The organism is Mycolicibacterium tokaiense (genome assembly GCF_010725885.1).
GTDB classification, from domain to species: domain Bacteria; phylum Actinomycetota; class Actinomycetes; order Mycobacteriales; family Mycobacteriaceae; genus Mycobacterium; species Mycobacterium tokaiense.
The window spans coordinates 198,621-224,883 of sequence record NZ_AP022600.1; the positions used below are offsets into that span (position 1 = coordinate 198,621).

Genomic DNA, 26,263 nt, shown 5'->3' on the forward strand with positions numbered 1-26,263 from the left:
CCCGCGGAGCCTATCGACTGGCAGCATGGCCTGTATGGCCATCAGCGCGAACTCGATCGCCCATCTGCGTCTGACCGTCACCGACATCGAACGGTCACGACACTTCTACGAATCGGTGTTCGGGTGGCCGGTGCTGCTGGAGATCCCCGCAGGAGCCGACGAGACCACCCGGGCCCGATATGACTTCCTGTTCGGCGGTGTCATCTACGACATGGGCCACGGTCTGCTCGGGCTGCGCCCGGTGGGCCGTGACGCGTTCGACGAAGACCGAACCGGGCTGGACCACCTGGCGTTCACCGTCGACGGGGTGACCGACATTCGTGCTGCTGCAGCACATCTGGACGAACTCTGCATTGCCCACGAGCCGATCAAGGACATCGGCCCCGCCTACATCCTGGAATTCCGCGATCCGGACAACATCGCACTGGAGCTGTCCGCGCCCAAATAGCTACTCGATGGGGTCCTTGCCCGCCTTCACCGGGGCGGACGCCGGCGGCAGCAGCAGGTTACCGCGCAGGCTGCCGCGCGCGGTACGCACCGCCACCAGCAGCCAGGTCGCGAGCAGCCCGGCGAAGGCCACCACCGCCGCCACCCGGAACAGCGGCAGACCGGTGTGGGCGGCCAGCTGGGTGGTTCCGGTGACGAATGTGCCGACCGGGAAGGTCAGGCTCCACCACGTCAGCGCGAACGGCATGCCGCGCCGCAGGGTCCGCACGGTCAGGGCGGTGGCCAACCCGATCCACAACACCGCGAAGCCCCACACCGGGACACCGAACAGGATGCCGAAGACAGCCATGCCGCCCGCCACGTCGGCCGGCACGGCCAGCCGCGCCTGGGTGCCGAGCAATCCGGCGGCGGTGATGGATTGGCCCAGCGGGCCCAGCACGATCCACAGTGTCGGCACCCGGGCGGTGCCTGAGGTGCCGTAGTACGCCAGCCGGCTCCAGATCAGCGTGATGATGATCATCGACGCCACCAGCGACAGCCCGAACATGGCATAACAGCCGTAGAGCATGGTGGCCCGGCCGGTCTCCGAAGCGATGTGCGGGATCAGCAGCGCCCCGGTGGCCGCCGACACCATGGGCGGCACCACCGGCATCAGCCAGCCGCCGAACGCCGCGTCGGGCTCCACGGTGTGCTGGGTGAACATCAGGTACGGGATGGTGAGCGCGGTGAACAGGCCGCCGACGGTGCCCACGCTCCACAGCACCCAGTGCAGGTCGACGGCCGCGCGGGCCCCGATCAGGTCCTGGCCCACCAGGATCGCGCCGGAACCCACCGTCATCAGGGCCATCGGCGCCGCACCGTAGAAGTGCGCCATCTGGGGGTTGCGCCCGTGCCCACGGGCCACCGTGGGGTGCCGCAGCCAGTGGCCGCCCACCAGAATTCCGAGCACCACCAGCAACAGAGCGGCAGTCACCCAGACGACCTCGGAGAACGCCCGCAGTCCCGTCACCTGCCACGGCAGCATCGCACCCGCGTTGGCCACGATGCCGGTGCCCATCACCGAGGCGAACCAGTTGGGCCCGAGGTTGCCGAGCACCTCCCGGCGGCGACGGGGGCGGGCCGGGGTGTCGGGGTCTGGCGCGGTCATCGGTGCAGGACGCTACCGCCCGCGGCCCCGCTCTCACAGCGCCAGGATCGCCGGCACGCTCAGCAGGGCGACGTAGTAACCCATGAACAGCACCCCGGCGTGGATGGCGAAGAACCGCACCAGCAACCCGCCCACCACGCCGACGGTCAGCGTCACCGCCAGACCCAACAGCCCGCCTTCCCAGACGCTGACCACGACCACCAGACCGGCGAAGGCCGAGATGATGGCCTCGTGGCTGACGTGCCGGACCACCAGCGTGGCGGCGCGGTGGGCGAAGTTCATGGCGAACGGGTAGGCGATCACTGCGGCCACCGCCACGGCGAGCAGCCCGTACAGCAGGAATTCGGTGGTGCTCAGCGCGGTCGACAGGTTGTCGATCTGCCCGGTCTCACTGTCGGTGGTGAACACCGGGGGTGCGTTGAACAGCGGGGCGGCCGGCCCGGCCGCGACCGGGCTCAGCGGCAGACCGAAGGCGATCAGCGGGATCAACGCCTCGGCGATGTAGGTCGATTCGGTGGTGCCGTTGCGGGCGGCGATCACCGATGTCAGCCGGTGGTACCCCTGCTTGACGCGTGCGGCCACCAGCTCCCCCATCAACACCGTCATCGCGACCGGGCTGAACACGAAGGTGGCGCTCGATACCGTGGCTGTCGCGGCCACCTGTGCGGTCTGCCGACGATCCAGGATCCGGAACGGATTCGGGAAGTACCCCGACCAGCCCTTGACCTCGGGGGCCAGCCATACCGTCGCGGGTTCGTCGCGGGCCATCTCCCGGCGTCCCGCCGGCCCCAGCACCAGGAACAGCGCCGCGATCAGCGGACCCACGGCGATGCCCAGGAAGTAGCTGATGTTCAGTGCCACATCGAAGGTGGCGGTCAGCGCCCGCAACCCGAGGATCAGCAGGACAAACGGCACCAGCGCGGCCACGCCGGCCCATTTCCCGGGAGTGGTGTAGGCGATGCCGATCGCGGCGACCAGGAACAGCCACGGCGCGACGGCCTGCACGGTGTCGGAGAACGGGGCCAGCAGCGCCGCGAACAGCACTGCGGCGGGAACCGCGATGAACGCCGCGATGACGCCACCCGAGATCGCCTTGCGCAGCGCGATGTGCGGCACCCCGAGGCCCCGCAACAACCGCGCCTCGCGCAGCAGCGGCACCGCCATGGTGTCGCCCGGTATCCCCAGCAGCGTGGTGGGCACCGCGTGGGTCATGTGTTTGGCGACCGCACCGGCCAGGAAGAAGGTGAACACCCCGGCCGGCGGCGTGCCGAGCAGGATGACCAGCAGGGTCAGCGGGGCCAGTGTTGCGGTTTCATCGGTACCCGAGACCAGCCCGATCAGGGAGAAGACGACGGCGCCGATCAGGCCCAGCAGGATCGCGACCAGGACGTCGTTGGTGACCACGGCACTCATCGCGGCTGCTCCTCGGATGCCCGCTCCGCCTCACGGAACCGGTCGTAGAGATCGAGGTCCTTCAGTTCGCGCACCGTCGCCTCCGGCAGATCCTCGACGGAGCCCAGACCGCCGCGCTCCGCGCTCAGTGCGGCGATCACCTCGCCCACCGAGTCACCCTCGGCGGCCTCCACCACGATGCGGCGCTTGGGCGGGAACAGCTTGCCGCTGATCACCCCCGCCACCACACAGGCCCCGATCCCCACCAGCAGCGAATAAGCCTCGGCGAGCGACGTTTCGGTGACCACCCGGGACAGGTAGGCGTGCGCGGCCAGGTAGGCACCCAGGCTGACGACGACGCCGATGATCACCGACAGCCCGAGGTGCCGGGCGGTGACGGTGTCCCCCCACACCTCGAGATAGCGCGGCTGTGTCGGTTCAGTGCGGTCATCACGCATCGGTGGTCGTCCTCCTGCTGTTGTTGATCGCCGTCGCGGTGGCCGACGCCGGCGGATGGCCCAGTTGCCCGCCCATCCACATCGACGTGTCCACCAACACGTCCAGGTCGATGCCGGTGTTGATGCCGAGTCCGTGCAGCATCCACACCAGATCCTCGGTGGCCAGGTTGCCGGTGGCCCCGCGCGCATACGGACATCTGCCCAGTCCGCCTGCGGAGCTGTCGATCTCGGTGATGCCGTGCTGCAGCGCGGCCAATACATTGGCCAGCGCCTGGCCGTAGGTGTCGTGGAAATGCACCGCGAGCTGCTCGGCGCGAGCGCCGACATCGAGCACGGCGGCGAGTACCCCGGCCACGTGACCGGGGGTGGCCACCCCGATGGTGTCACCCAGAGAGATTGTGGTGGCACCCATCTCGATCAGCTGCCCGGTCACCCGCGCGACGTCGGCCACCGCAACCGGCCCTTCCCAGGGATCACCGAAGCACATGGACACATACCCCCGTACCGGCAGGCCGGCCGATCGGGCCTCCGCCACCACGGGCGCCGCTGCGGCCAGCGCGCCCTCGACGGTGCTGTTGAGGTTGCGGCGGGCGAACGTCTGCGTCGCCGAGACGAACACCGCGATCTCGGTGGCACCGGCGGCCAACGCCCGGTCGTAGCCGCGGCGGTTCGGGGTGAGGACCACGGTGCGCAGGTTCGGCGCGGTGAGCGTGCCGTCGGAGCGCAGCTGCTCCATCAGCTCCTCGGCGTCGGCCAGCTGCGGAACCCAGCGCGGCGAAACGAAGCTGGTGACTTCGAGCGAGGTGACTCCCGCGCCGACAAGACGGCGGCAGAATTCTGCTTTCACCCCGACAGGAACCACGCCGGCCTCGGCCTGCAGCCCGTCGCGCGGCCCGACTTCGTGCACGCGCACCCGGTCCGGGAGCCCCGCGGCGCGGTGCGGGTGGGGAAACCGGGGGCTCACCGGCTCTTCCGCAGTTCGGCGAGCACCTGCTCGGCATGCTCGACGCGGATGTTGCCGTCGGCGATCAAACGGGCCACCACCGCGTCCAGTTCGGCGGCGTCGGCCCCGGCGGTGGCCGCAACCGTGCGGGCGTGCAGGCTCATGTGGCCGCGCTGGATGCCTTCGGCCGCCAGCGCGCGGCACGCTCCGAGGTTCTGCGCCAGCCCGACGGCGACGATGACCTCGGCGAGTTCGGTTGCGCTGGTGACGTTCAGGATCTGCACCGCCGCTTTGGCCACGGGGTGGACCTTGGTGGCGCCGCCGACCAGACCGACCGGCATCGGCAGTTCCAGCGTCCCGGACAGGTGCCCCTGCGGGGTGCGTTCGAAATGCGACAGCGCGGTGTAGCGGCCGTCCGGCCCGACTGCGTGCGAGTGGGCGCCGGCTTCCACAGCCCGGGTGTCGTTGCCGGTGGCCAGCACCACCGCGGTGATGCCGTTCATGATGCCCTTGTTGTGGGTGGCCGCGCGGTAGGGGTCGGCTTCGGCGAAGGCCGAGGCGTGCACGATGTTGTCGACCACCTCGGCACCGCCGAGCAGGTCCCGGTCGAATACCGCCCGGGCCCGTACCACCCGGCGGTCGGCCTTGTTGGTCAAGATGCGCAGCAACGAACGGCCGCCGGCGATCTCGGCCAGCCGGGGCGCCACCGCCTCGGCCATGGTGTTGACCGCGTTGGCGCCCATGGCATCACGGACGTCGACGATCAGGTGCACGATCACGTGGACGCCGGTTCGGGTCGCCAGATTGCGGACCTCGAGATCACGCACCCCACCCCCGAATTCGACCAACAGCGGGTCCAGCGCATTGGCGGTGGCGACGATCTCGGGCGCCGATTCCAGGATCCGCAGCCGGGCCGCTTCCGGGTCCGGCACCTCGACCAGCTGGATCTGGGCGGCCATCACCGGTCCGGAGTTGGAGGTGTGGAAGCCGCCGTGCTCGCGGGCCATGCGCGCGGCGTTGCTGGCGGCGGCCACCACCGACGGCTCCTCGGTGGCCATCGGGACCAGCCGGTCGATGCCGTTGACGGTGAAGTTGGTGGCGATGCCCACCGGCAGCGCCAGGACGCCGACGACGTTCTCGACCATGTGGTCGGCCGACTCGATCGACAGCCCGGCGGCCGGATCGAGAGCCGCGAGCATGTCACCGGCCACCCCGGTACGTTCGGCGACGATCTCCCGTCGTCGCGCGACCGTCGCGTCCTTAAAGCCGGGGATCCTGCTGATGGTGCTCACGTACCGCCTCCGCTGGGTTGATCGCATGTCACTGCCCGACGCTAAAGTGCGCCAGCGCACACTGGCCATGTGTGAATCACCCAGCAGAATGCTCAGACGTTGTGGTGATCACCCACCCGCACCGCTGCGCCGCAGCTCGTCGAGCCGTACCGCGGTTGAGATGCGGTAGAGGTGTTCATCGTCGCGCCAGCGGTCGCCGAGCAGTGCGGTGATCCGCTCGAGGCGCGCCAAGATCGTGTTCGAGTGGTAGTTCATGGCGCGGGCGGTCCGGGTCGGGCTGGCCCCGTTGCGCACGAATGCGGCTAGGGTGGCGGTCAGATCGGTGCCGTTGGTGGCGTCGTAGTCCAGCACCGGCCCCAAGGTGACGGCAATGAATCGGTGCACACTGTCCGGATCGTGGCCGAACAGCATCCCGAACAGTTCGTACTCCGCAGTGTCCACCACGGTGTCGGTGACGCCGAGGGCGTCCAGCAGCCGTGCAGTGCGCAGCGCCGCGCCGAACGCCTGGGGCAACTCGTCGATGCCCGCGCACACCGGCGGGCAGATCCCCAGCACGGGCGCACCCAGGTGGTCGGCGAGTCGGTGGCGCAACGTCACCGCGGTCGCGTGCGGATCCCTGTCGCCGCCGAGCACCACCACCAGTCCGGCCACCTCGGCCACCAGCGCGGGGGCCGGCAGCAGGGCCGCCAGGAACCGGGTGGCCGCGGCGCGGCGCTCCTGCTCGACCACCACCGCGACCACCGAACACAGGTCCGCCTCGGCCAATCCGTGCTGGCGCAGCCGGCGGGCCAGATCGCCGCGGCGCTGCGGTGCCGGGCCCACCAGATCGGCCACCAGCTCGGCGCGTGTCCTGCGGTCGGCGTCGTCAACGGCGTTCTGCTGCAACGTCATCAGCGCGCAGACCTGGGCGGCACGCTCCACCGTCCGCTGGTCCACCGGCCCCAGGGCGAGGTCACCGTGGCCGAGCAGCAGGGCACCGTAATACTGCGCGCCCGCGGTGATCACCGCGACAACCTCGACCGGGGATCGGGGGTCGTCGACCGCACAACACAGCCCGGTCTCGCGGCTGGTGGCTATCGCCGCGCGCACCGCAGGCGCCTCACACTGCCGCGGATCGACCGCCGCCGCGCCGGCGGCGGCCACCAGAGTGGCGTCGGCATCGACGATGGCCACCGCGCGCCCCAGCGCCTCGGCCACAGTGGCCGCCACCGAGCCGAAACCCCCGGCGGTGAGCACAGCAGCCACCAGCTTCTGGTGCACGACGTTGGACCGGTCACGGGCGGCCACGTGATCCTGCAGGCGGGCCAGCGCCCGCTGGGTGTTCTCCTCGGAGTCCTTGAGCTGCTTGAGAATTCCTGCGGTCTGCATGACCACCGACGCGTGGTCGGCGAGTGCGGACAGCAACGCGATCTCCTCGGCGCCGAATGCCCGCTCGTGCCGGGTCGCCGCGAACAGGACTCCCAGCACGGTGTCTTCGGCCAGCATGGGAACCCCGAGAATCGAGACGACGCCCTCTGCCGCCACCGCCTCGTCGATCCCGGAGTCGTGCGGGCCCCCGGCGTAGTCGCTGTAGCGCGAGGTCCACTGCGCCGTTCGGGACGCCGCCACCCGCGAGGCCAGGCCCTTGTCCGGCGGCACCCGCAGATTCTGGAACTCCGGGGTCACCGCGCCGACCGATTTGCGCACGCGTAGTTCACGAGTCGAGGTGTCGAAGGCGGACAGATAGGTGATGTCGGTGCCCACCAGTTCGTGGGCCCGCACCACGAGCCGGCTCAGCAGGACGTCGAGGTCGCGGGTCTCGGCCAGATCCCTGGCGCTGGAGAACAGGACGGTCAACTCGTGTTCGCGGCGGCGCAGCCGGGACATCTCACTGTGCACGCGGTTGAGCACGTCGGCCAGGTCCGCCGACCCGTCTGCCCGCAGCGCCGTGATGGCTGCCCCGGCGTTGTTGTCGGGGTCACCGCCGGCGATGCCGGCCAGGATGCGGGTGAGTGCGGCGACGTCGACCCCGGCCTGCACCACGCCCGCGACGGTACTACCCGGGGGTTAACCCCCACGAGACCGTCGGGTAATCGCCGTGTCCTGGAGGCCTGCGGGTCCATAAGTTGGACGCATGGTTGTTGCAGACAGCGTTGCGGTGGCGGGGCCACCGACGACGGAGACGATCCGGCGGCACAGACCGCAACTCGGACTGGTGCCCACGGCATCGATGGTCACCGGGGCGACTCTGGCGACATTCTGGTTCTGGGTGCCGCTGACGATCTTCGTCCTCGGGGTCACTTCCATCCCGTCGGGCATCGGGTTCGCGCTGGCCGCGGTGGTGTTCATCTATCTCATGCGCGGCGTGGACTGGGTGGAACGGGTGCGCAGCGAGGCGGTGTTCGGTTACGACATCGGTGTCCCGGCCCGCCGGATGTCGCCCCACACCGGCTTCCAGCGGTGGCTGCACCAACTGTGGCTCGACGTCAGCACCGCCCGGTTCTGGAAGGGGTGCGCCCATCACTACCTGCGGATGATCTACGACCTGGCCGCGACGGCACTGGCGTTCGCCCTGGTGGCGTTCGCCTTCCTGGGCCCCGCCGCGGCCATCGCCATCGACGGCAGCGACCCCGATACAGGGCTGAAATTCATCCCGCCCGTCCTGGCCTGGATCCTGGCGGTCATCGCGCTGCTGGCGGGTATCGCTGTGTTGGCGCTGGCGCCGGCGCTGGACGCGCGGATCGACCGCTGGCTGCTGGCACCGTCGTCCACCGCGGAACTGCAGTACCGGGTCCACGCTCTGGCGGACGCCCGCCAAGGCGCGGTGTCCTCGGCGCAGACCGAACGCCACCGCATCGAACGCGATCTGCACGACAGCGTGCAGCCGCGGCTGGTGTCACTGGCCATGACGATCGGGCTGGCGCAGACCAAGCTGGACACCGATCTGCCGGCGGCCAAGACCCTGATCGACGAGGCGCATGCCGACGCCAAGCAGGCGCTGTCGGAACTGCGCAACGTGGTCCGCGGCATCGCTCCCACCATCCTGAGCGACCGCGGCCTGGACGCGGCCCTGTCCTCGGTGGTGCACCGTGCCGAAACCTCGGGTGTGCCAACCACATTGAGCGTCCATCTGCCGCGGCGGCTGCCCGACGAAGTGGAGGCTGTCGCCTATTTCGTGGTGGCCGAGGCGCTGACCAACGTGGCCAAGCACGCCCAGGCCAACCAGGCGGTGGTGACCGTGCGCTACGACGAAGCCGGACCCGGCCTGACTTCTCCATCGGGCCAGCTCTACGTCTCGGTGTTCGACGACGGCCACGGGGGCGCCTCCAGCGACACCGACGCCCATCCCGATGCGACGGGCCTGCGTGGCCTCGAGGAGCGGGTGCGGGCCGCCGGTGGCACCTTCACGGTGTCGAGCCCCGTGACCGGGCCGACGATCGTCACCGCGGTGGTGCCATGCGCATCGTGATCGCCGAGGACTCGGCCCTGCTGCGCGCCGGCGTCGAACGCATCCTCAAAGAATCCGGCCACGAGGTGGTGGCCGGGGTGTCGGATGCGACCAACCTGCTGGCGCTGGTCAACGACACCAGACCGGACCTCGCCATCGTCGACGTCCGGATGCCGCCGACGTTCACCGACGAGGGCATCCGGGCGGCGGCGCTGCTGCGCAAACAGAATCCGGAATCCGCGGTGCTGGTGCTGTCGCACTACGTCGAGGAGCGTTATGCGGCAGATCTGATCGCCTCCGACACCCGCGGCTTCGGGTACCTGCTCAAGGACCGGGTGGCGGACGTGCCCGCCTTCCTGGCCGCCGTCGACACGGTGGGCACCGGAGGAACAGTCCTCGACCCCGAGGTGGTGGCGCAGATCCTGGTGCGCTCCCACAAACGCAACGCACTCGAGCAGCTGACACCCCGGGAACGTGACGTCCTGCAGCTGATGGCCGAGGGCAAGACCAACTCGGCGATCGCGGCGGCGCTGTACATCTCGACCGGCTCGGCCGAGAAGCACATCGCCTCGATCTTCGCCAAATTCGACCTCGCCCCCGACGAGACCGAGAACCGCCGGGTACTGGCGGTCCTGCGGTATCTCGAATCCTAGAAAGGTGGACTGCGATGACCAGTCTGGCTCCGCTCCCCTCCCCCACCCCGCCGCCGTCGCTGTCCCCGGCCGGGCGCACCGGACTGCGGGCACTGGTGGTGATCGCCGCATCGCTCATCCTGCTCGCCGGTCTCGGTGCCCTGACCGCCGTTGCCGTGGGGGTCGGCAACACCCGGGTGATCGCCGACAGCCAACCGTTGCCCACCACCATGCGCACCCTCACCGTGGACACCGGCGCCGTGCCGATGTCGGTGGAGATCGAGAGCGACCCCGATGCGCGTGAGCCGCGGGCCGAGTTGCGGTTCGTCAGCACCAGCGACCGGGGTGACCAGTCGCTGGACGTCAGCGCCGGCCCGGACACCCGGATCTCGGTGCGCGGCAGCTCCCCCGACTGGCTGGAGTGGGCGCAGGCCGGGCAGCTGGTGGTGACCGTTCCGCCGCAGCTGGGCCAGCAGCTGACCGTGACCACCGAGCAGCAGCTCGGCGTGCTCAACGTCAAGGCCGACCTGGACCATCTGGTGGCCCGCAGCTCGGGCGGCGCGGTGATCCTGGACGGGTCGGCGCGGGTGATCGATGCCGAGGTGCGCCAGGGCGCGGTGGTCTCCGAGAAGCCGGTGACCGTCCGGGAATCGTTCTCGGTCAACGTGATCGACGGCGACATCGACGTCCTGTTCAGCGAGCGGGCCCCGCGCAACATCGAGGCCACCACCTCCAACGGTGACGTGACGCTCGACCTGCCCGGGGCAGGGCCCTTCCTGGTGACGGCCATATCCGACACCCAGTACGAGAGCACCGATGTGCGGGTGCCGCAGACCAGTGATCCCGCGCAGGCGCAGTCCGTGGTGGTGGCGCGCACCGGACGCGGCAGCATCGTCATCGAGCCGGCCCGCTGAGACCCGGCGGCAGCGCAGACCTGCGGCTGTTTCGTGGATCACACTTTGGGGCAGCCGGGAGAGCAGGTGCCGATTGCCGGTGCCGCACACGGAAGGTGTCGACGGTGAGCACAGACAAGACGGCGAGCAACCAAACCCCGACCGAGGCCAAGCCCGAGATCAGCGAGTCCGCCCGCGAGGCGGCCGCCGAAATGGCATCTGCCTACGAGGACCGGCCCACCGCTGTCCTGCCCGGGTCGCACAACACCGTCACCGGCACCGCAGTCAACGACTGGCTCGACGACGACGGCAACCCGAAGTACGGCAAGGCGGAGTCAGACCGGGAGTGAGCGTCAGGCCGTGGGCCGTCGGTGTCCGCGTTCGGTTTCCTGCGTGGTGTAGTTCGCAGCGAGATCGCTGACATGTCCGGGTAGTTCGCCGTGCGCGACGTCAGCCAACGTCGTCTCTTCCAGCACCGAACGCATGCTGGCCCGCAGCGCCCGCCACACGTCGGTGAGCGCGGCGGTGGGACCGGAGTAGGGCAGATCGCCCAGCCCGATGTCACGGACACTGGCCAGCGGCCCGTCGATGCAGCGCAGCACGTCGGCCAGACTGATGCGGTCGGCGGGGCGGCCCAGCTCGTAGCCGCCGTCACGGCCGCGGTGGCTGCGCACCAGCCGGTCGGTCCGCAGGTCGGACAGGATGTCGACCAGGAACTGCGCGGGAATGCCCTGCGCGGTGGCCAGCTCGTCGGTTTTCACCAGGACGCCGTCGTCGACCGTCGCCAGTTGGACCATGGCCCGCACGGCGTACTCCGCCTTGGCCGACATCCGCATCATGCGACTTCTGTTGCGCCCGGCACCACGATGGCAAACAGATCCGACAGAGCGGCCAGGCTGGCGGACTGCAGGGCGGCGGCGGGCACCGGACCGTCGACACCGGGCAGTTCACGGGTGGCGGTGGCACGGGCCACCACCGTCGGCGCATACCCGAGGTTGAAGGCGCCGCGGGCGGTGGAGTTGACGCACATGTGGGTCATGAAGCCGGCCAACACCAGGTTCGTCGCGTTGACCGCTGTGAGGCGTTCTTCGAGGTCGGTCTGCACAAACGAGTTCGGATACGACTTCACGACCACCGGTTCGTCACCGCGCGGCGCGACCTGCGCGACGATGGCGCCGGACTCGCCGTCGATGTCATACAGCGAGCCCGGGCCGTCGCTGTGCTGGATGTGGATCACCGGAATGCCTGCGGTGCGGGCCCGATCCAGGAGCGTCGCGGCCTCATCCAGCGCGGCCTGGACACCCTCGAGTTCCATCGGTCCGCGGGTGTAGGTGTTCTGGCAGTCGATCAGGATGAGTGCGGAATCGGCAAGTGCCGCGGGTTGAGCGGGCAACCCAGCCAGTGTGCGCAATGTGTCACTCATGCTCGAACCTTTCGCCGGAGACCAGGCCAGCATAGGCGGGCGGGTCCGGGCGTCTGCGCAGCAGTGCGTACGCCGGCCGGTCCACCGTCGCACGCCCTTCGACGGCGGCGATCACGGTGTTGTCGTCGACAGCACGCAGGTAATCGAGCACGGGGACCTGGTCGTAGACCAGAGTCGCCGTCACAACACCCCGGTACTCGATCATGCGTACCCGCCCGATCGGGGCCGACGTCTCCACCTCCGCTCTACGGGCAGAGATGTTCTGGGCACCCTCACGGATCAGCGCGAGCACCCGCAGCAGATCGGCGGCGAACAGGCCATCGCCGTCGTCCGACCGGAACAGCAGCGGATCAACGGTTTCGGCGTCAGTGAATCGAGCTCCCCACCAACCGCTTTCGACCAACAGCCGCCCGCCTGGCGTCTCCGCGTACCCGGGGTCGGCTTCCCAGAGGCCGACGAGCATGTCCACGCCGACGGGACCCAGTGCGCCGAAAGCGGCGGCCAGCTGCTGCTGCGTGGGCGAGCCGGTGTGGCAGAGCTCCTGGATGTTCATGACAGCTTTCCTCTCGTCGAGGGCGTCGATGCGCCCGTCAGAACTCAACGCACCACACTGACCGATTAGTCCTTCGCGGTCAGTCACGTCTCAATATGGCCCTTTCGCCAAGGAATATGACTGACCAAATGACGGTTTTGGTCAGTATGGCTACACACATCGAACGGCAGCAGCTCTCTTCGCAAGGCAGGGTCCTGGTGGTGGGGATGGGCGTCACCGGCACCGCTACCGCAGCACGGCTGCGCGCGGCCGGCTGGACCCCGGTGATCGTCGAACGCGCAGAACAACGGCGTCGAGGCGGCTACTTCGTCGGGCTGTTCCAGTCCGGAATGATCGCGGCAGACCGTCTCGGAATTCTCGCCCATCTCCACGACCGCAATCCCGAGGGCCGCAGCTATCTGGCCAACCGCGCCGGCAGGCGTGGCCGCACTTTCTCCATGAAGGACCTTCCGGGGCAACCGTGGTTGATGCTGCGCGGTGATGCCGAAGAAGCGGCCTTCGCCACCCTTCCCGATGACGTCGAGGTGCGGTACTCGACGGTGCCGACTGCGATCATCCAGGATGACGACGGCGTGGACGTCACGTTGTACAACACGGTGACCGGCCAGACGGTGACAGAACGTTTTGCTCTCGTGGTCGGGGCCGACGGCCTCCGCTCGACGGTGCGAAAACTGGCCTTCGGGCCGCACGAGGATTACCTTCATCGGCTCGGCTACATGGTCGCCGCATTCGAATTCCCCGGTACCCCAGCTGGTCTGGAACCAGGGATGAGCATTCAGCTGGTCGAGCCCGACCGGGCCATGTGGGTGTTCGCGTTCGCCGACCACAACCCGACCATCATGATCTCCTACCGCACCGATGACGTCGACGCCGAGTTCACCCGTCCCGCGCCCGAACGTATCCGTGAGGTGTTCTCCGATCGCCCGCTGGGCGCCACCTTGAGCGACGTGCTCGACGCGCTCGATCACACGAACGACGTCCTGTTCGATTCAGCCGAACAGGTCCGCGCCCGGAGCTGGCACCGCGGGCGTGTCGTCCTTGTCGGCGACGCCGCCTGGTGCGTGACGTTGTACGCCGGCATGGGTGTGTCCGCCGGACTCATCGGCGCCGACCTCTTGGGTGAGGTTCTCGAACGCCACCCCGGCGACGTGGCGACGGCGCTGAGCGAGTGGGAGCATGGCCTGCGGCCCTTCATCGAGGAGTACCAGAAGGTGGGGTTGAAGCAGCGGCCCTTCTTCGTCCCGGACGCGCCGCGCCAGATCCGGATGCGCTGGGTCCTGTCGGCACTGACCCGGTTCGCCGTCGGTCGGCGTCTGCTCAGCAAGCTGCTGGAGCGATCCGTGGAGGTGCGCACCAGCGACATCACCGCCATGGCTCTCCAGGCTCTGCCGACAACCCCCGCCCACCAGGCAAACCCGGCCCGGGTATGAAAGTACCTGTGGCCCCCGAACTCCCCGACCTCCCGGAACTCCGTTCTGCGACAGCGGCTCGGATTCTCGCGGCTGCTGAAGACCTGCTGCAGCGCCGCGGCGGCAAAGCCGTCACGGTGGCCGACGTGGCGCAGAAAGCGCACGTCGGCAAGGGCACGGTGTACCTGTACTGGTCGAGCAAGGCCGACCTGCTGCTCGGACTGATCGGTCGTGATTTCCTGAGTCTGGCCGCGGAATTCACCACCGAGCTGCGGGCCGACCCTGATCTGGCCCGACCGTCGCGACTGTTTCCCAGCCTCATGCGCAGAGCGGCCCACCGCACCTTCGTCAGGGCCATGCTGCGCAATGACGAGGAGCTGCTCGGCGCACTCACCGACGATCCCAGAGCCGCTGCGCTCCTGGACGCGCTGGGGCCTGATGCACTGATGAACACCCTGCTGCCGTCGTGGCGGGAGAATTCTCTGGCCCGCACCGACTGGCCGCCGGCCGATCAGGCGTATGCGCTGATGGCCCTGTACCGGGGGTTTCTCCTGCTCGACAGCGAGTCGCCGGAAACCTCGCCGGACGGTGACCCCTCGGTGGTCCTGGCCCGCGCAGTCACGGCACTGCTGGGACCGGAGCGGCCGTCGCGCGCTCAGATGCGCGCGGTCGCCGCCGACGGTATCGAATTCCTGGACCGGGGAGTCGACGTGGTGCTGCGCATCATCTCGCCGTGACGGCCAGCACCGCATCGGCCAACTCGGGCCGGCACACGATGAGATCCGGCAGTGACAGGTTCTCCTGGTTGTAGACCAGCGGTGAGCCGTCGATGCGCGAGGTGAACAGACCGGCGGCGCGGGCCACGGCCACCGGTGCGGCCGAATCCCACTCGTACTGACCACCGGCATGGACGTAGACGTCGGCGCGGCCCTGCACCACGGCGGACACCTTGGCACCCGCACTACCCATTTCGACCAGGGTTCCGTCGAGTTCGTCGCGGACCGCCAGCGCGATCGCCGGTGGGCGGGTACGTGAGACGATCACCCGCGGCGGGCCTGCGACGGGGGCCGGGGCCGGCACGTCGGGAGTGGCCAGCGTCTCCCCCTGGGCGGGCAGGGCCACGGCTCCGGCCACCAACTCCCCGCTCTGCCACAACGCCACATGCACCGCCCAGTCCTCGCGACCGAGCTCGGAGAACTCCCGGGTGCCGTCAAGCGGGTCGACGATCCACACCCGCTCGGCGCGCAGCCGAGCCGGGTTGTCGGCACCCTCCTCGGAGAGCACCACGTCCTCCGGACGCGCCGCGGCCAGCGCGGCCATCAGGAACTCATGAGAGCGACGGTCCCCCGCGTCCTTGCGGTCCAAGGCATCGGCTCCGGCGAACTCCTCGCGCACCTCGAGCAGCAGCTCGCCGGCCTCGGTGGCCAACCGCGCGGCCAGCGCGTGATCACTCATGGACACCGCTGCCGAGCAGATCGATCACCTGCTGGGCCAGCTCGTCGGGCGTGTGATCGGGTGTCAACCGCAGATCGGGACGCTTGGGCCGCTGATAGGGGCTGTCGATGCCGGTGAAATGCGTGATCTCGCCCGCGCGCGCCTTGGCGTAGAGACCCTTGGGATCACGGCGTTCGCAGTCGGCCAGCGGGGTGTCGCAGAACACCTCGAAGAACTCGAAACCCTGGTCCCCGTGCACCTTCCGAGCCAGCTCCCGGTGCTCTTCGAGCGGGCTGATCGCGGGCACCAACACGGTCAGGCCGGAATCGGCCATCAGCGTGGCGATGTGGGCCAGCCGACGCAGGTTCTCGGCGCGGTCGGCCATCGAGAAGCCGAGGTCGGCATTGAGTCCATGGCGCAGGTTGTCGCCGTCGAGAACATAGGCAGGGCAGCCCTTTTCGAGCAGCTTCTGCTCCACGAGCGCGGCCACCGAGCTCTTTCCCGAGCCGGACAGGCCGGTGAACCAGACCGTGCGCCCCTTCGAGAGCCGGTCGTCGGCGCACACCAGCGACTGGTGCCGCACGGTGTTCGGGGTGGCGGTGCGGGTGGCCACCGGAGTGGTGTCGCGCACCATGCCTGCAGCGACGGTGCTGTTGGTGTCCGGGTCGATCAGGATGAACGAACCGGTGGCCGCGTTACGGGAGTACTCGTCGAGCAGCAGCGGCTGCTGCGTGCGCAGGGTGATGCGGCCGAGTTCGTTGAGCTTCAACGCCGTTGCGCTCTTGTCGCGGTGCAGGGTGTTGACGTCCAGGCGGTAGTCCAGCGCCGCCACCCGCGCCCTGGTGGTCCTGGTGGTGTGCTTGATGACATAGTCGCGGCCCGGCTCCAGCGCGGCGTTGTCCGCCATCCAGCAAACGGTGGCGTCGAAGTCCTGCGTGGCGTGCGGCTGATTCTTGGTGCGGGTGATCATGTCACCGCGAGAGATGTCGATGTCGTCGGCCAGGCTGATCGACACCGCCATGGGCGGGAAGGCCTCCTGCACCGGACCGGTGGGACCGTCGATCACGGTGATGTGACTGGTCTTGCCACCCGGCAGCACCACCACCTCGTCACCCGGGCGCATGACGCCGCTGGCGACGGTACCGGCGTAACTGCGGTGGTCGGCGTGCTCGCGGGTCTGCGGCCGGATCACGTACTGCACCGGGAAGCGCACGTCGGTCAGATTGCGGTCACCGGCGATGTAGACCTCTTCGAGGTGACTCAGCAGCGCCGGGCCCTCGTACCAGGGGGTGTTGGCGCTCTTGGTCACCACGTTGTCGCCCTGCAGGGCCGACATCGGGATGGTGGTGACGTCGTGGACGTCCAGACGTGCTGCGAAGGCGTGGAATTCGTCGCGGATGTCGTCGAACTTCTGCTGGTCCCAGTCGATGAGATCCATCTTGTTGACGGCCAGCACGATGTGCTGGATGCCCAGCAGCGAGGCCAGGAAGGCGTGCCGCCGGGACTGTTCGAGCAGCCCGTGGCGGGCGTCGACCAGCACGATGGCCAGCTGGGCGGTGGAGGTGCCGGTCACCATGTTGCGGGTGTACTGGATGTGCCCCGGGGTGTCGGCGATGATGAATTTGCGCTTGGGCGTGGCGAAGTAGCGGTAGGCCACGTCGATGGTGATGCCCTGTTCGCGCTCGCTGCGCAGCCCGTCGGTGACCAGCGCCAGGTCGGTGTAGTCGTGCCCGCGCTCCTTGGAGGTGCGCTCGACGGCGGCCAGCTGGTCTTCCATCACGGCCTTGGAGTCGAACAGCAACCGGCCGATCAGGGTGGATTTGCCGTCGTCGACGGACCCGGCCGTCGCCAGGCGTAGCAACGTTTGCATCAGAAGTAGCCCTCCCGCTTGCGGTCTTCCATGCCGGCCTCGGAGATCCGGTCGTCGGCGCGGGTGGCGCCGCGTTCGGTCAGTCGCGACACCGCGGTCTCGTCGATCACCTGTTGCACTGTCTGCGCGGTGGATTCGACACACCCGGTGCAGGTGACGTCGCCGACGGTGCGGAACCGCACACTGGTCTCGAAGACCGGCTCGTCCTCGCGGGGCTGCATGAAATCGTGCACCGCCAGCAACATGCCGTCGCGCTGGAACACCGGCCGGGTGTGGGCGTAGTAGATCGACGGCAGGGTGATCTCCTCGGCGCCGATGTAGGCCCAGATGTCGTACTCGGTCCAGTTGGACAGCGGGAAAACCCGGATGTGCTCACCCTTGCGGTGGCGGCCGTTGTAGAGGTTCCACAGCTCGGGGCGCTGGTTTTTCGGGTCCCACTGGCCGAACTCGTCGCGGAAGCTGTAGACCCGCTCCTTGGCGCGGGCCTTCTCCTCGTCGCGGCGGGCGCCACCGAAGGCAGCGTCGAACTTGTTCTCCCGGATGCCGCGCAGCAGCGTCACGGTCTGCAGCGGGTTGCGCGAGGGACCGTTGTCGACCACGCGGCCGGCGGCGATGTCGTCCTCGACGCTGGCCACCACCAGGCGGACGCCGTGCTGGGCCACCAGTGCATCGCGGGTGGCGATCACCTCGTCGAAGTTGTGGCCGGTGTCGACGTGCATCACCGGGAAGGGCAACCGCCCGGGCAGGAACGCCTTGACCGCCAGATGCAGCATCACGATCGAGTCCTTGCCACCGGAGAACAGCAGCACCGGGCGCTCGAATTCGGCCGCGACCTCGCGGATGATGTGGATGGCCTCGGCCTCGAGTGAGCGCAGATGGCTCAGCTCGTACTGGCCCGCAACGGGCTCCTGCGTGAGGGTCATTCTTTTCCTCATAAAGTTGGTAGAACTGACCAGGATTACAACCTTAACCCGAAATAGAACCAAACGACGGTCGTGGTGTCAACGCCTGCCACTAGGCTTGCCCACCATGGCCGACTCGATCTCCGCCAAGAAGACGGCCGACGCGGTCGCCAAGTTCGTCGACGCGCCGATCCACACCCGCGACGAGGTGTTCGCCGACCCCTGCCCCATCCCCGAAGCAGCCGGGGCGGTCGGCTGGTGGTTCCGGGAGATCCCGGGTGACATCGACGTCACCGGCTGCCACACCCGCGACGGCTGGACCCTGCTCTATGTCGGGATCAGCCCCGGACCACCTCCGGCGAACGGCAAGCCTCAGGTCGTCCAGGACATCCGCCGACGCACCCGTTATCACTTCGGCGCCGGCGGTGCGAGTGCGGACGGCTCGCCGCTGCGCCTCTCCCTCGGGATCCTGCTGGGCTACGAACTGCGCCGGGTCGGATCGGGACGTAAACAGACCTTCACCGCGGACGAGGCCACGCTGACGCAGTGGATGGCCGAGAACGCCGCGGTGTCCTGGGTGCTGCACCCCGAGCCCTGGTACCTCGAGGCCAAGCTGCTGGGTGCGCTGGAGCTGCCGCTGAACTTTCAGGGCAACGAGCGCAACGCCTTCGCCCCGGAACTGCGCCGCCGCCGCAAGGCGGCAGCAGTGAAAGCCGGAAAGATGCGTGTGCTCGCCGAGTGGAGTTAGCCGCTCACCTCGGCCAGCCGGCCCGTCGCCACGTCGAAGACGAACCCCCGCAAGGATTCGTGTCTCGTCACAAACGGACTGGCCTCGATGCGCCGCAACGACTGCCGTACATCCTCGTCCAGGTCCTGGAAGGCCTCGGCGGCCCACTCCGGCTTGATGCCGATCTCGTCCTGGATCTGCTGCTTGAAGCCGTCATCGGTAAAAGTGAGCATGCCGCAGTCGGTGTGGTGGATCAGGATGATCTCCCGGGTGCCGAGCAGTCGCTGACTGATCGCCAGAGACCGGATCTCGTCATCGGTGATCACTCCCCCGGCATTTCGGATCACGTGGGCCTCGCCGTCACGCAACCCCAGGATGCGGTAGACGTCGAGCCGGGCGTCCATGCAGGCGACCACGGCGACGTGCCTGCTCGGCGGCAATGGCAGCGGCCCCTCGAAGGTCTCGGCGTAGCGGGCGTTGTTGGCCAGGTACTCGTCGGTGACAGACATCGTCCGACGGTAGCCCTGCCCACCGGAAGCACGAGCAGCTTCGATCGCCCTGATCCGAACACGCCGGACCTCGCCCGCTGCAGGCCAGGGCCACCATCTCTTAACCTGTGCAGATGTCGCCCAGCCCCGTGAGCCGCGCATGACGCGTTTTCTGACGCGCCGCCTGCTCAACTACGCGGTCCTGCTGGTGCTGGCCTCGTTCTTCACCTTCACCCTCGCCTCGCTGTCCTTCGAGCCGCTGGACAGCCTGCTGGAACGCAACCCCCGACCGCCGCAGGCGGTGATCGACGCCAAGGCCGCCGAACTGGGCCTCGACCAGCCGATCCCGCTGCGCTACCTGGATTGGGCCGCGGGCGCCGTGCAGGGCGACTTCGGCACCACCGTCGGCGGGCAGCCGGTGGCCGACGAGCTGTGGCGCCGCATCGGGGTCAGCCTGCGGCTGCTGATCATCGGATCCGTGGTCGGGGCGGTGGTGGGCGTCGTGATCGGCGCCTGGAGCGCGATCCGCCAGTACCGGCTCTCCGACCGGGTGATCACCGTGCTCGCTCTGCTGGTCATCAGCGCGCCGACGTTCGTGATCGCCAACTTGCTGATCCTGGCCGCGCTGCGGGTGAACTCCATCCTGGGGATCCAGCTGTTCGACTACATCGGGGAGACCTCCCCCGACCCGGTGTCCGGGTGGTGGAACCAGTTCCTGGACCGGATCCAGCATCTGGTGCTGCCCACCCTCACGCTGGCCCTCGGCGCCATCGCCGGCTACAGCCGCTACCAGCGCAACGCCATGCTCGACGTGCTGGGCCAGGATTTCATCCGCACCGCCCGCGCAAAGGGCCTGACGCGGCGGCAGGCACTGTTCAAGCACGGGCTGCGCACCGCGCTCATCCCGATGGCGACCCTGTTCGCCTACGGGGTCGGGGCGCTGGTCACCGGCGCGGTGTTCGTCGAACAGATCTACGGGTGGCATGGGATGGGCGAATGGACCATCCAGGGCATCAACACCCAGGACACCAACATCGTCGTGGCGGTGACGCTGTTCTCCGGGGCGGTGGTGCTGTTCTCCGGTCTGCTGTCGGACATCCTCTACGCCCTCCTCGATCCCCGGGTGCGGGCGCAATGACGGCCGACTCAGCAGCCGCGCGTTCCGGTCTGCACACCGAGACCTTCACCTCACGGCGGCAACTGGTGCTGCGCCGCTTCCTGCGCAACCGGCCCGCCGTGGTGTCCGTCGTGCTGCTGGTGCTCATGTTCGTGGGCTGCTACGCCCTGCCCCCGCTGCTGCCGTGGTCCTACACCGATCTGGACTACTACGCGCTGCAGGCACCGCCGAGCCCGCAGCACTGGTTCGGCACCAACGCCCTGGGCCAGGACATTCTGGCGCTGACCTTGCGCGGCATGCAGAAATCGCTGCTGATCGGCGTCTGCGTGGCCCTGATCTCGACCGTGATCGCCGCCGCGGTGGGGGCCATCGCCGGGTACTTCGGCGGCTGGCGCGACCGGGTGCTGATGTGGCTGGTGGACCTGCTGCTGGTGGTGCCCAGCTTCCTGCTGATCGCGATCCTGACCCCGCGGATCCGCGACGGCGGCGGCAGTCTGATCCTGCTGATCGTGCTGCTCGGCGGGTTCAGCTGGATGATCAGCTCGCGGATCGTGCGCGGTTTGACGATGAGCCTGCGTGAGCGCGAATTCATCAGGGCCGCACGCTACATGGGGGTGCCCAACCGGCGGATCATCACACGCCACATCCTGCCGAATGTGGCGTCGATCCTGATCATCGACACCGCCCTGAACGTCGGCGTTGCGATCCTCGCCGAAACCGGGCTCAGCTTCCTGGGATTCGGCGTGCAGCCGCCCGACGTCTCACTGGGCACCCTGATCGCCGACGGCACCAAATCGGTACTCACCTTCCCCTGGGTGTTCCTGTTCCCCGCCGGCATCCTGGTGCTGATCGTGCTGTGCGCCAACCTGATCGGAGACGGTCTGCGCGACGCGGTGGACCCGGGCGCCGGTGGTCTCAGAAAGCGCAAGAAGTGAGCGCCCTGCTGCAGGTCACCGACCTGACCGTGACGTTCCCCACCGAGAGCGCCGCGGTCAATGCGGTGCGCGGGCTCAGCCTGCGCGTCGACCCCGGCGAGGTGGTGGCCGTGGTCGGCGAATCCGGGTCGGGCAAATCGGCCACCGCCATGGCCGTCATCGGCCTGCTGCCCGAATACGCCGAAATCAGCGGATCGGTGCGGCTGCAGGACACCGAACTGCTGGGCTTGAACGACACCGCGATGTCGCGGATCCGCGGCGCGTCCGTCGGCACCGTGTTCCAGGACCCGATGTCCGCCCTGACCCCGGTGTACACGGTGGGTGATCAGATCGCCGAGGCCATCACCGTGCACCAGCCGCAGATCGGCAAGCGGGCGGCCCGCGCCCGCGCCGTCGAGCTGCTCGACCTGGTGGGCATCAATCAGCCGCAGCGCCGCGCCCGGGCCTTCCCGCACGAATTGTCCGGTGGTGAACGGCAACGGGTCGTCATCGCCATCGCCATTGCCAACGACCCGGATCTGCTGATCTGCGACGAGCCGACCACCGCGCTGGACGTCACCGTCCAGGCCCAGATCCTCGAGGTGCTCCAGACCGCCCGCGACGTCACCGGGGCCGGGGTGCTGATCATCACCCACGACCTCGGCGTGGTCTCGGAGTTCGCCGACCGGTCGGTGGTGATGTACGCCGGCCGCGCCGTGGAGACCTCCCCGGTGTCCGCGCTGTACCGTGACCGCCGCATGCCGTACACCATCGGCCTGCTGGGCTCGGTACCGCACCTGGACGCCCCCCAGGGCACCCGCCTGGTGCCGATCCCGGGTGCACCGCCGTCTCTGGCCGAGTTGGAGCCGGGCTGCCCGTTCGCACCGCGATGCCCGCTGGCGATGGACGAGTGCCGCGCCGAAGAGCCCGCGCTGATCCCCGTCGGCGTCGACCACCGTGCCGCCTGCATCCGCCTCGATGAGACCGAGAACCGCAGCGCCGCAGACTTGTTCGGGGTCACCACCACCCCGCCGGCAGCGCCGCCCACCGACGCAGACGTGGTGGTGGAGGTGGCCAACCTGTCGCGGACCTTCACCCTGACCAAGGGCGTGGTGTTCCGCCGCGCCATCGGTGAGGTGCAGGCCGTCGACGACATCAGCTTCACCCTGGACGCCGGTCAGACCCTGGGCATCGTCGGCGAGTCCGGCTCCGGAAAATCGACCACTTTGCACGAGATGCTGGAACTGACTGCGCCGCAATCAGGTTCGATCCACGTGCTGGGCCAAGACGTGGCCACCCTGAACACGGCCCGGCGCCGGGCCCTGCGCCGCGAACTGCAGGTGGTCTTCCAGGATCCCACGGCCTCACTGGACCCCCGACTGCCGGTGTTCGAGGTGCTGGCAGAACCACTGCAGGCCAACGGGTTCGACACAGCCGCCACCGGCTCCCGGGTGGCCGAGCTGCTGGAGCTGGTCGGCATGCGCCGCGACGACGCGTCCCGCTACCCCGGCGAGTTCTCCGGCGGGCAGAAGCAGCGCATCGGGATCGCCCGGGCGCTGGCCCTGCAGCCGAAGATCCTGGTGCTCGACGAGCCGGTGTCGGCGCTGGACGTGTCGATTCAGGCCGGCATCTTGAACCTGCTGCTGGACCTGCAGCAACAGTTCGGGTTGTCGTATCTGTTCGTCTCCCACGACCTGTCGGTGGTCAAGCACCTGGCCCACCGGGTGGCGGTGATGTACCGGGGCGCCATCGTCGAGCAGGGCGACGCCGACGCGGTGTTCGCCGACCCACAACACGAATACACGCAGAAGCTGTTGGCAGCCGTGCCGCAGGTGTCCAGATAGCATCGGTGCGCATGACGCTTCGACGCTGCGCCGCCGCGCTGTTCGCGGCCACCCTGCTGGTGGCCGGATGTTCCAGCGAGCCCCAGCAGCCGCCGTCGGCCGGCGGCAACGCCGAAGTGGGCACCACCGCCGACATCAACCCCCAGGACGTGGCGAACCTGCAGCAGGGCGGCAACCTGCGGCTGGCGCTGGCGGCGATGCCGAACAACTTCAACACCCTGCACATCGACAACGAGGCGACCGGCGCGGCGATGATGCGTTGGACCATGCCGCGGGCCCACCGGATCGGGCCGGACGGATCCTTCACCGTCAACACCGACTACTTCACCAGCATCGAACTCACCAGCGAGGACCCGCAGGTGGTGACCTACACCATCAACCCCGAGGCCACCTGGACCGACGGCACCCCCATCACCTGGGAGGACATCGCCTCCCAGATCAACGCCACCAACGGCAAGAACCCGGAGTTCGCCATCGCCAGCGCCGCCGGCAGCGAACGGGTGGGCTCGGTGACCCGCGGTGTCGACGACCGACAGGCGATAGTGACCTTCGCGTCGCATTACACCGAGTGGCAGGGCTTCTTCTCCGGCAACGACATGCTGTTGCCCAAGTCGATGACCGCGAACCCGGAGGTCTTCAACCGCGGCCAGATCGACCGGCCGGGCCCCTCGGCGGGACCGTTCATGGTGGAGTCGGTGGACCGCACCGCCCAGCGGATCACCCTGGTGCGCAACCCCAACTGGTGGGGCGAGGCTCCGGTGCTGGACCGCGTCACCTACCTGGTGCTCGACGATGCCGCCCGCATCCCGGCACTGCAGAACAACACCATCGACGCCACGGCCGTCGGAAGCCTCGATGAACTGACCACCGCCCGCAACACCCCCGGCATCGCGATCCGGCGCACGCCGGCACTGCAGTGGTACCACCTGACCTTCAACGGCGCTCCCGGTTCCATCCTGGAGGACAAGGATCTGCGGCTGGCGATCATGAAAGGTGTTGACCGCCAGGCCATCGCGAACGTGAGCCAGCGCGGCCTGGTGGACAACCCGGTGCCGCTGAACAATCACCTGTTCGTGGCGGGCCAGCAGGGCTACCAGGACAACAGTGCGGTGGTGGCCTACGACCCCGAGAAGGCCAAGCAGGAGCTCGACGCGCTGGGCTGGACCATGAACGGCCAGTTCCGCGAGAAGGACGGCCAGCAGCTGGTGATCCGCAACGTGTTCTACGACGCGTTGTCCACCCGCCAGATCGCCCAGGTGGCGCAGAACAGCCTGGCCCAGATCGGCGTGAAGATGGACCTGGTGGGCGCCCCGGGCGGCAGCTTGTTCACCGACTACGTGACCGTCGGCAACTTCGACGTCACCCAGTTCTCCTGGGTGGCAGACGCGTCCAATCTCTGCTGCCTGACCCAGATCTACACCACCGGCGCCGACAGCAACTTCGGCAAGATCAGCACCCCCGAGATCGACGCGAAGGCGAGCGAGGTGCTCGACGAGCTGGACCCGGCACGCGCCAACGAACTGGCCAACGAATTCGACCAGCTGGTCTGGGCGGAAGGCTTCAGCCTGCCGCTGTTCCAGTCCGCCGGCAACACCGCGGTGCGGGCCAACCTGGCCAACTTCGGTCCGGCGGGCCTCGGCGACCTCGACTACACCAAGATCGGTTTCATGAAGGAGGCTCCGCCGGCCGGCGGACCGACGGGATGACGCCCTCCACGGCGGTGGCCGCGGCGAGCGCACCCACCAGCACCCGCAACTCCACATTGGCCGGCAGCGCGTCCAGCTCCTCACCACGCGCCGGCAGCTCCGGGATCCGGCCGTCCACAGCGGCTTTCGCGATCTCCAAGGCGGCCCGTTCGCGGGTGTCCAGCACGCTGTGCGCCGTGGTCGGCATACGCACCAACGCCGCCTGCGGGATCAGCGCGGCGATCTGTTCGGCCAGCGCGGGCGGGGTGGTCAGGTCGCGACTGCCGGAGATCACCGCGGTGGGCCAGCTGAAGCCGGGCATGCTGGCTTCCAGATCGTAGGGCTCGGACTCGAACAACGGTGTGGGGCCAGGCATCTCGTCGGCCATCTGAGCCAGCGCCGGTGACGGGTCCAGCGGCAGGCCGTCGGGCTCCCCGGCGAAGTCCAGCTCGCGGAAGGCGATGCGGCCCACCAGATCCACCTCGTTGCGGTAGGGCACCTTGCGCAGAATGAACCGGTTGGCCTCGTCGAGCACCCGCCAGAGCAGGGTGCGGCCCTGCAGCAGCAGGTCCAGCTGCCGGTTGAGCAGTGGGGCGCCACCGTAGCCGTAGAGCATGCTGATGAGCTCACTGGCATCCGAGGTCAGGGTGCCCTCGTCGACCAGTCGGCGCACCTTGGGCGCCAGTTCGGCGGTGTCGGGCTCACTGCCGTGCAGCAGCAGGTCGCGGATGGCCCGGCGAATCGCCTCGATGTCGCGGGCCGAGAGCACGGGGGAATCGAGGACCATCGCCTCGATGCGGTCCGGGTGCGAGACGCCGAGGCCGGCGGCCAGGTAACTGCCGTAGGACGTCCCGTAGACCACCGCCTTCTCCACTCCGGCGTCGTCGAGCACCGCGGCGATGTCCTCGACCACCTGGCGCACGGTGATGGCCTCCGGCGGCAGATCGGCGCCCTCGTCGTCGTGACGGGACAGCCCGATGCCCCGGTGCTCGACCATGATGACGTCGAGTCCGCGGTCCGCGGCACGGCGCCGCAGGCCCTTGTAGAGCTGTACCGACGCCATACCCGGCCCACCGGGGATGATCAGCAGCGGGTGCGCCGACGGTTCACCGGAGCGGACGTAGTACAGGTCGAACTGCGCTGCCGAGCCCGGGGTGACCGGCCTGCGGATGGACCGCACCCCGGGCATGGCGGCCAGCTTGGAGTGCGCCCGCAGGCGCTTGGCATTCAGCGTCATCGACGCCAATTGTGCCCGCGGTACCTGGG

The 26,263-nt window shown here is 68.8% G+C and carries 26 protein-coding genes; 12 read left to right on the top strand and 14 right to left on the bottom strand.

Annotation, left to right across the window (positions count from 1 at the left end; all coding sequences use genetic code 11):
• The first annotated feature begins 34 nt into the window (after positions 1–34).
• Positions 35–448, top strand: a complete 414-nt coding sequence (locus tag G6N58_RS00920) for a VOC family protein (protein ID WP_115280115.1) — start codon at positions 35–37, stop codon at positions 446–448.
• Here the strand turns inward: G6N58_RS00920 and G6N58_RS00925 are convergent, their stop codons facing one another.
• From G6N58_RS00925 to G6N58_RS00950, 6 genes are all read right to left on the bottom strand, one after another.
• The gene (locus G6N58_RS00925; protein ID WP_115280114.1) at positions 449–1,594 is read right to left on the bottom strand and encodes a TDT family transporter; all 1,146 of its coding nucleotides are present in this window, start codon (positions 1,592–1,594) and stop codon (positions 449–451) included.
• A 33-nt stretch (positions 1,595–1,627) separates the two neighbouring features.
• Positions 1,628–3,007, bottom strand: a complete 1,380-nt coding sequence (locus G6N58_RS00930; protein WP_115280113.1) for a tripartite tricarboxylate transporter permease — start codon at positions 3,005–3,007, stop codon at positions 1,628–1,630.
• A complete protein-coding gene (locus G6N58_RS00935) occupies positions 3,004–3,444 on the bottom strand; it encodes a hypothetical protein (protein ID WP_115280112.1) in 441 nt (146 codons plus the stop codon). The genes G6N58_RS00930 and G6N58_RS00935 overlap by 4 nt, the downstream gene beginning before the upstream one ends.
• Complete coding sequence (locus G6N58_RS00940; RefSeq protein WP_115280111.1) at positions 3,437–4,408, bottom strand: hydroxymethylglutaryl-CoA lyase; 972 nt, start codon at positions 4,406–4,408, stop codon at positions 3,437–3,439. The genes G6N58_RS00935 and G6N58_RS00940 overlap by 8 nt, the downstream gene beginning before the upstream one ends.
• Complete coding sequence (locus tag G6N58_RS00945; protein ID WP_115280110.1) at positions 4,405–5,679, bottom strand: hydroxymethylglutaryl-CoA reductase; 1,275 nt, start codon at positions 5,677–5,679, stop codon at positions 4,405–4,407. Before G6N58_RS00945 ends, G6N58_RS00940 begins: the two co-directional genes overlap by 4 nt.
• Before the next feature lie 108 nt (positions 5,680–5,787).
• Positions 5,788–7,701, bottom strand: coding sequence for a helix-turn-helix domain-containing protein (locus G6N58_RS00950; RefSeq protein WP_115280109.1), 1,914 nt, complete (start codon positions 7,699–7,701; stop codon positions 5,788–5,790).
• Between the two features lie 91 nt (positions 7,702–7,792).
• Here G6N58_RS00950 and G6N58_RS00955 point away from each other — a divergent pair, with 91 nt between their 5' ends.
• From G6N58_RS00955 to G6N58_RS00970, 4 genes are all read left to right on the top strand, one after another.
• Positions 7,793–9,127, top strand: a complete 1,335-nt coding sequence (locus G6N58_RS00955; RefSeq protein ID WP_232067683.1) for a sensor histidine kinase — start codon at positions 7,793–7,795, stop codon at positions 9,125–9,127.
• Positions 9,115–9,759, top strand: coding sequence for a response regulator transcription factor (locus tag G6N58_RS00960; protein WP_115280107.1), 645 nt, complete (start codon positions 9,115–9,117; stop codon positions 9,757–9,759). The genes G6N58_RS00955 and G6N58_RS00960 overlap by 13 nt, the downstream gene beginning before the upstream one ends.
• A 14-nt stretch (positions 9,760–9,773) precedes the next feature.
• On the top strand, positions 9,774–10,652 hold the full coding sequence (locus tag G6N58_RS00965; RefSeq protein WP_115280106.1) for a DUF4097 family beta strand repeat-containing protein: 879 nt from the start codon (positions 9,774–9,776) through the stop codon (positions 10,650–10,652).
• A 104-nt stretch (positions 10,653–10,756) separates the two neighbouring features.
• Positions 10,757–10,981, top strand: a complete 225-nt coding sequence (locus G6N58_RS00970) for a hypothetical protein (RefSeq protein ID WP_147289403.1) — start codon at positions 10,757–10,759, stop codon at positions 10,979–10,981.
• A gap of 3 nt (positions 10,982–10,984) precedes the next feature.
• On the opposite strand, the gene G6N58_RS00975 is transcribed toward G6N58_RS00970, so the two are convergent.
• The 3 genes from G6N58_RS00975 to G6N58_RS00985 are packed head-to-tail and all read right to left on the bottom strand — an operon-like array spanning position 10,985 to position 12,655.
• Positions 10,985–11,467 (bottom strand): Rrf2 family transcriptional regulator, encoded by a 483-nt coding sequence (locus tag G6N58_RS00975; protein ID WP_115281909.1) that lies wholly within the window; start codon positions 11,465–11,467, stop codon positions 10,985–10,987.
• Positions 11,467–12,054 (bottom strand): cysteine hydrolase family protein, encoded by a 588-nt coding sequence (locus tag G6N58_RS00980; RefSeq protein WP_115280104.1) that lies wholly within the window; start codon positions 12,052–12,054, stop codon positions 11,467–11,469. The genes G6N58_RS00975 and G6N58_RS00980 overlap by 1 nt, the downstream gene beginning before the upstream one ends.
• Complete coding sequence (locus G6N58_RS00985; RefSeq protein ID WP_147289402.1) at positions 12,047–12,655, bottom strand: DUF4334 domain-containing protein; 609 nt, start codon at positions 12,653–12,655, stop codon at positions 12,047–12,049. The genes G6N58_RS00980 and G6N58_RS00985 overlap by 8 nt, the downstream gene beginning before the upstream one ends.
• Positions 12,656–12,753: 98 nt before the next feature.
• On the opposite strand from G6N58_RS00985, the gene G6N58_RS00990 reads away from it, so the two are divergent.
• Complete coding sequence (locus G6N58_RS00990; RefSeq protein WP_232067684.1) at positions 12,754–14,037, top strand: FAD-dependent monooxygenase; 1,284 nt, start codon at positions 12,754–12,756, stop codon at positions 14,035–14,037.
• 8 nt (positions 14,038–14,045) lie between these two features.
• The gene (locus G6N58_RS00995; protein WP_232067685.1) at positions 14,046–14,753 is read left to right on the top strand and encodes a TetR/AcrR family transcriptional regulator; all 708 of its coding nucleotides are present in this window, start codon (positions 14,046–14,048) and stop codon (positions 14,751–14,753) included.
• On the opposite strand, the gene G6N58_RS01000 is transcribed toward G6N58_RS00995, so the two are convergent.
• From G6N58_RS01000 to cysD, 3 genes are read right to left on the bottom strand one after another with little or no spacing between them, the layout of a single operon-like run.
• Positions 14,740–15,471, bottom strand: a complete 732-nt coding sequence (locus G6N58_RS01000) for a 3'(2'),5'-bisphosphate nucleotidase CysQ (RefSeq protein ID WP_115280101.1) — start codon at positions 15,469–15,471, stop codon at positions 14,740–14,742. The two genes, G6N58_RS00995 and G6N58_RS01000, sit on opposite strands and share 14 nt — an antisense overlap.
• On the bottom strand, positions 15,464–17,320 hold the full coding sequence (gene cysN, locus G6N58_RS01005) for a sulfate adenylyltransferase subunit CysN (protein ID WP_163907811.1): 1,857 nt from the start codon (positions 17,318–17,320) through the stop codon (positions 15,464–15,466). Before cysN ends, G6N58_RS01000 begins: the two co-directional genes overlap by 8 nt.
• Positions 17,320–18,255: a sulfate adenylyltransferase subunit CysD gene (gene cysD / locus G6N58_RS01010; protein WP_232067686.1), complete on the bottom strand. Its 936-nt coding sequence runs from the start codon at positions 18,253–18,255 to the stop codon at positions 17,320–17,322. Before cysD ends, cysN begins: the two co-directional genes overlap by 1 nt.
• Positions 18,256–18,349: 94 nt before the next feature.
• On the opposite strand from cysD, the gene G6N58_RS01015 reads away from it, so the two are divergent.
• A complete protein-coding gene (locus G6N58_RS01015; RefSeq protein WP_115280099.1) occupies positions 18,350–18,970 on the top strand; it encodes a GIY-YIG nuclease family protein in 621 nt (206 codons plus the stop codon).
• Here G6N58_RS01015 and G6N58_RS01020 read toward each other — a convergent pair.
• Complete coding sequence (locus tag G6N58_RS01020; RefSeq protein ID WP_115280098.1) at positions 18,967–19,458, bottom strand: beta-class carbonic anhydrase; 492 nt, start codon at positions 19,456–19,458, stop codon at positions 18,967–18,969. The two genes, G6N58_RS01015 and G6N58_RS01020, sit on opposite strands and share 4 nt — an antisense overlap.
• A 139-nt stretch (positions 19,459–19,597) precedes the next feature.
• On the opposite strand from G6N58_RS01020, the gene G6N58_RS01025 reads away from it, so the two are divergent.
• Genes G6N58_RS01025 through G6N58_RS01040 form a run of 4 tightly spaced genes read left to right on the top strand, consistent with a single transcriptional unit; the run spans position 19,598 to position 25,018 of the window.
• Entirely contained in the window at positions 19,598–20,575 is a 978-nt protein-coding gene (locus G6N58_RS01025) for an oligopeptide ABC transporter permease OppB (RefSeq protein ID WP_115280097.1), read from the top strand.
• Positions 20,572–21,489: an oligopeptide ABC transporter permease OppC gene (locus G6N58_RS01030; protein ID WP_115280096.1), complete on the top strand. Its 918-nt coding sequence runs from the start codon at positions 20,572–20,574 to the stop codon at positions 21,487–21,489. The genes G6N58_RS01025 and G6N58_RS01030 overlap by 4 nt, the downstream gene beginning before the upstream one ends.
• Positions 21,486–23,312, top strand: a complete 1,827-nt coding sequence (locus G6N58_RS01035) for an oligopeptide ABC transporter ATP-binding protein OppD (RefSeq protein ID WP_115280095.1) — start codon at positions 21,486–21,488, stop codon at positions 23,310–23,312. The genes G6N58_RS01030 and G6N58_RS01035 overlap by 4 nt, the downstream gene beginning before the upstream one ends.
• An 11-nt stretch (positions 23,313–23,323) precedes the next feature.
• Positions 23,324–25,018 carry an oligopeptide ABC transporter substrate-binding protein OppA gene (locus G6N58_RS01040; RefSeq protein WP_115281907.1) on the top strand — a complete coding sequence of 565 codons (1,695 nt, stop codon included), beginning with the start codon at positions 23,324–23,326 and terminating at the stop codon, positions 25,016–25,018.
• On the opposite strand, the gene G6N58_RS01045 is transcribed toward G6N58_RS01040, so the two are convergent.
• Entirely contained in the window at positions 24,978–26,234 is a 1,257-nt protein-coding gene (locus G6N58_RS01045) for an alpha/beta hydrolase (RefSeq protein WP_115280094.1), read from the bottom strand. The two genes, G6N58_RS01040 and G6N58_RS01045, sit on opposite strands and share 41 nt — an antisense overlap.
• Between the last annotated feature and the right edge of the window lie 29 nt (positions 26,235–26,263).

What these genes read in the sequence shown, in the direction of transcription:
- G6N58_RS00930 (WP_115280113.1), bottom strand. Translation starts at nt 3,007, where the DNA reads ATGAGTGCCGTGGTCACCAACGACGTCCTGGTCGCGATCCTGCTGGGC.
- G6N58_RS01000 (WP_115280101.1), bottom strand. Translation starts at nt 15,471, where the DNA reads ATGAGTGATCACGCGCTGGCCGCGCGGTTGGCCACCGAGGCCGGCGAG.
- G6N58_RS00955 (WP_232067683.1), top strand. Translation starts at nt 7,793, where the DNA reads ATGGTTGTTGCAGACAGCGTTGCGGTGGCGGGGCCACCGACGACGGAG.
- G6N58_RS00965 (WP_115280106.1), top strand. Translation starts at nt 9,774, where the DNA reads ATGACCAGTCTGGCTCCGCTCCCCTCCCCCACCCCGCCGCCGTCGCTG.
- G6N58_RS00980 (WP_115280104.1), bottom strand. Translation starts at nt 12,054, where the DNA reads ATGAGTGACACATTGCGCACACTGGCTGGGTTGCCCGCTCAACCCGCG.
- G6N58_RS00975 (WP_115281909.1), bottom strand. Translation starts at nt 11,467, where the DNA reads ATGCGGATGTCGGCCAAGGCGGAGTACGCCGTGCGGGCCATGGTCCAA.
- G6N58_RS00990 (WP_232067684.1), top strand. Translation starts at nt 12,754, where the DNA reads ATGGCTACACACATCGAACGGCAGCAGCTCTCTTCGCAAGGCAGGGTC.
- G6N58_RS00960 (WP_115280107.1), top strand. Translation starts at nt 9,115, where the DNA reads ATGCGCATCGTGATCGCCGAGGACTCGGCCCTGCTGCGCGCCGGCGTC.
- cysN (WP_163907811.1), bottom strand. Translation starts at nt 17,320, where the DNA reads ATGCAAACGTTGCTACGCCTGGCGACGGCCGGGTCCGTCGACGACGGC.
- G6N58_RS01040 (WP_115281907.1), top strand. Translation starts at nt 23,324, where the DNA reads ATGACGCTTCGACGCTGCGCCGCCGCGCTGTTCGCGGCCACCCTGCTG.
- G6N58_RS01020 (WP_115280098.1), bottom strand. Translation starts at nt 19,458, where the DNA reads ATGTCTGTCACCGACGAGTACCTGGCCAACAACGCCCGCTACGCCGAG.
- G6N58_RS00920 (WP_115280115.1), top strand. Translation starts at nt 35, where the DNA reads ATGGCCATCAGCGCGAACTCGATCGCCCATCTGCGTCTGACCGTCACC.
- G6N58_RS00925 (WP_115280114.1), bottom strand. Translation starts at nt 1,594, where the DNA reads ATGACCGCGCCAGACCCCGACACCCCGGCCCGCCCCCGTCGCCGCCGG.
- G6N58_RS00935 (WP_115280112.1), bottom strand. Translation starts at nt 3,444, where the DNA reads ATGCGTGATGACCGCACTGAACCGACACAGCCGCGCTATCTCGAGGTG.
- G6N58_RS01025 (WP_115280097.1), top strand. Translation starts at nt 19,598, where the DNA reads ATGACGCGTTTTCTGACGCGCCGCCTGCTCAACTACGCGGTCCTGCTG.
- G6N58_RS01030 (WP_115280096.1), top strand. Translation starts at nt 20,572, where the DNA reads ATGACGGCCGACTCAGCAGCCGCGCGTTCCGGTCTGCACACCGAGACC.
- cysD (WP_232067686.1), bottom strand. Translation starts at nt 18,255, where the DNA reads ATGAGGAAAAGAATGACCCTCACGCAGGAGCCCGTTGCGGGCCAGTAC.
- G6N58_RS01045 (WP_115280094.1), bottom strand. Translation starts at nt 26,234, where the DNA reads ATGACGCTGAATGCCAAGCGCCTGCGGGCGCACTCCAAGCTGGCCGCC.
- G6N58_RS01015 (WP_115280099.1), top strand. Translation starts at nt 18,350, where the DNA reads ATGGCCGACTCGATCTCCGCCAAGAAGACGGCCGACGCGGTCGCCAAG.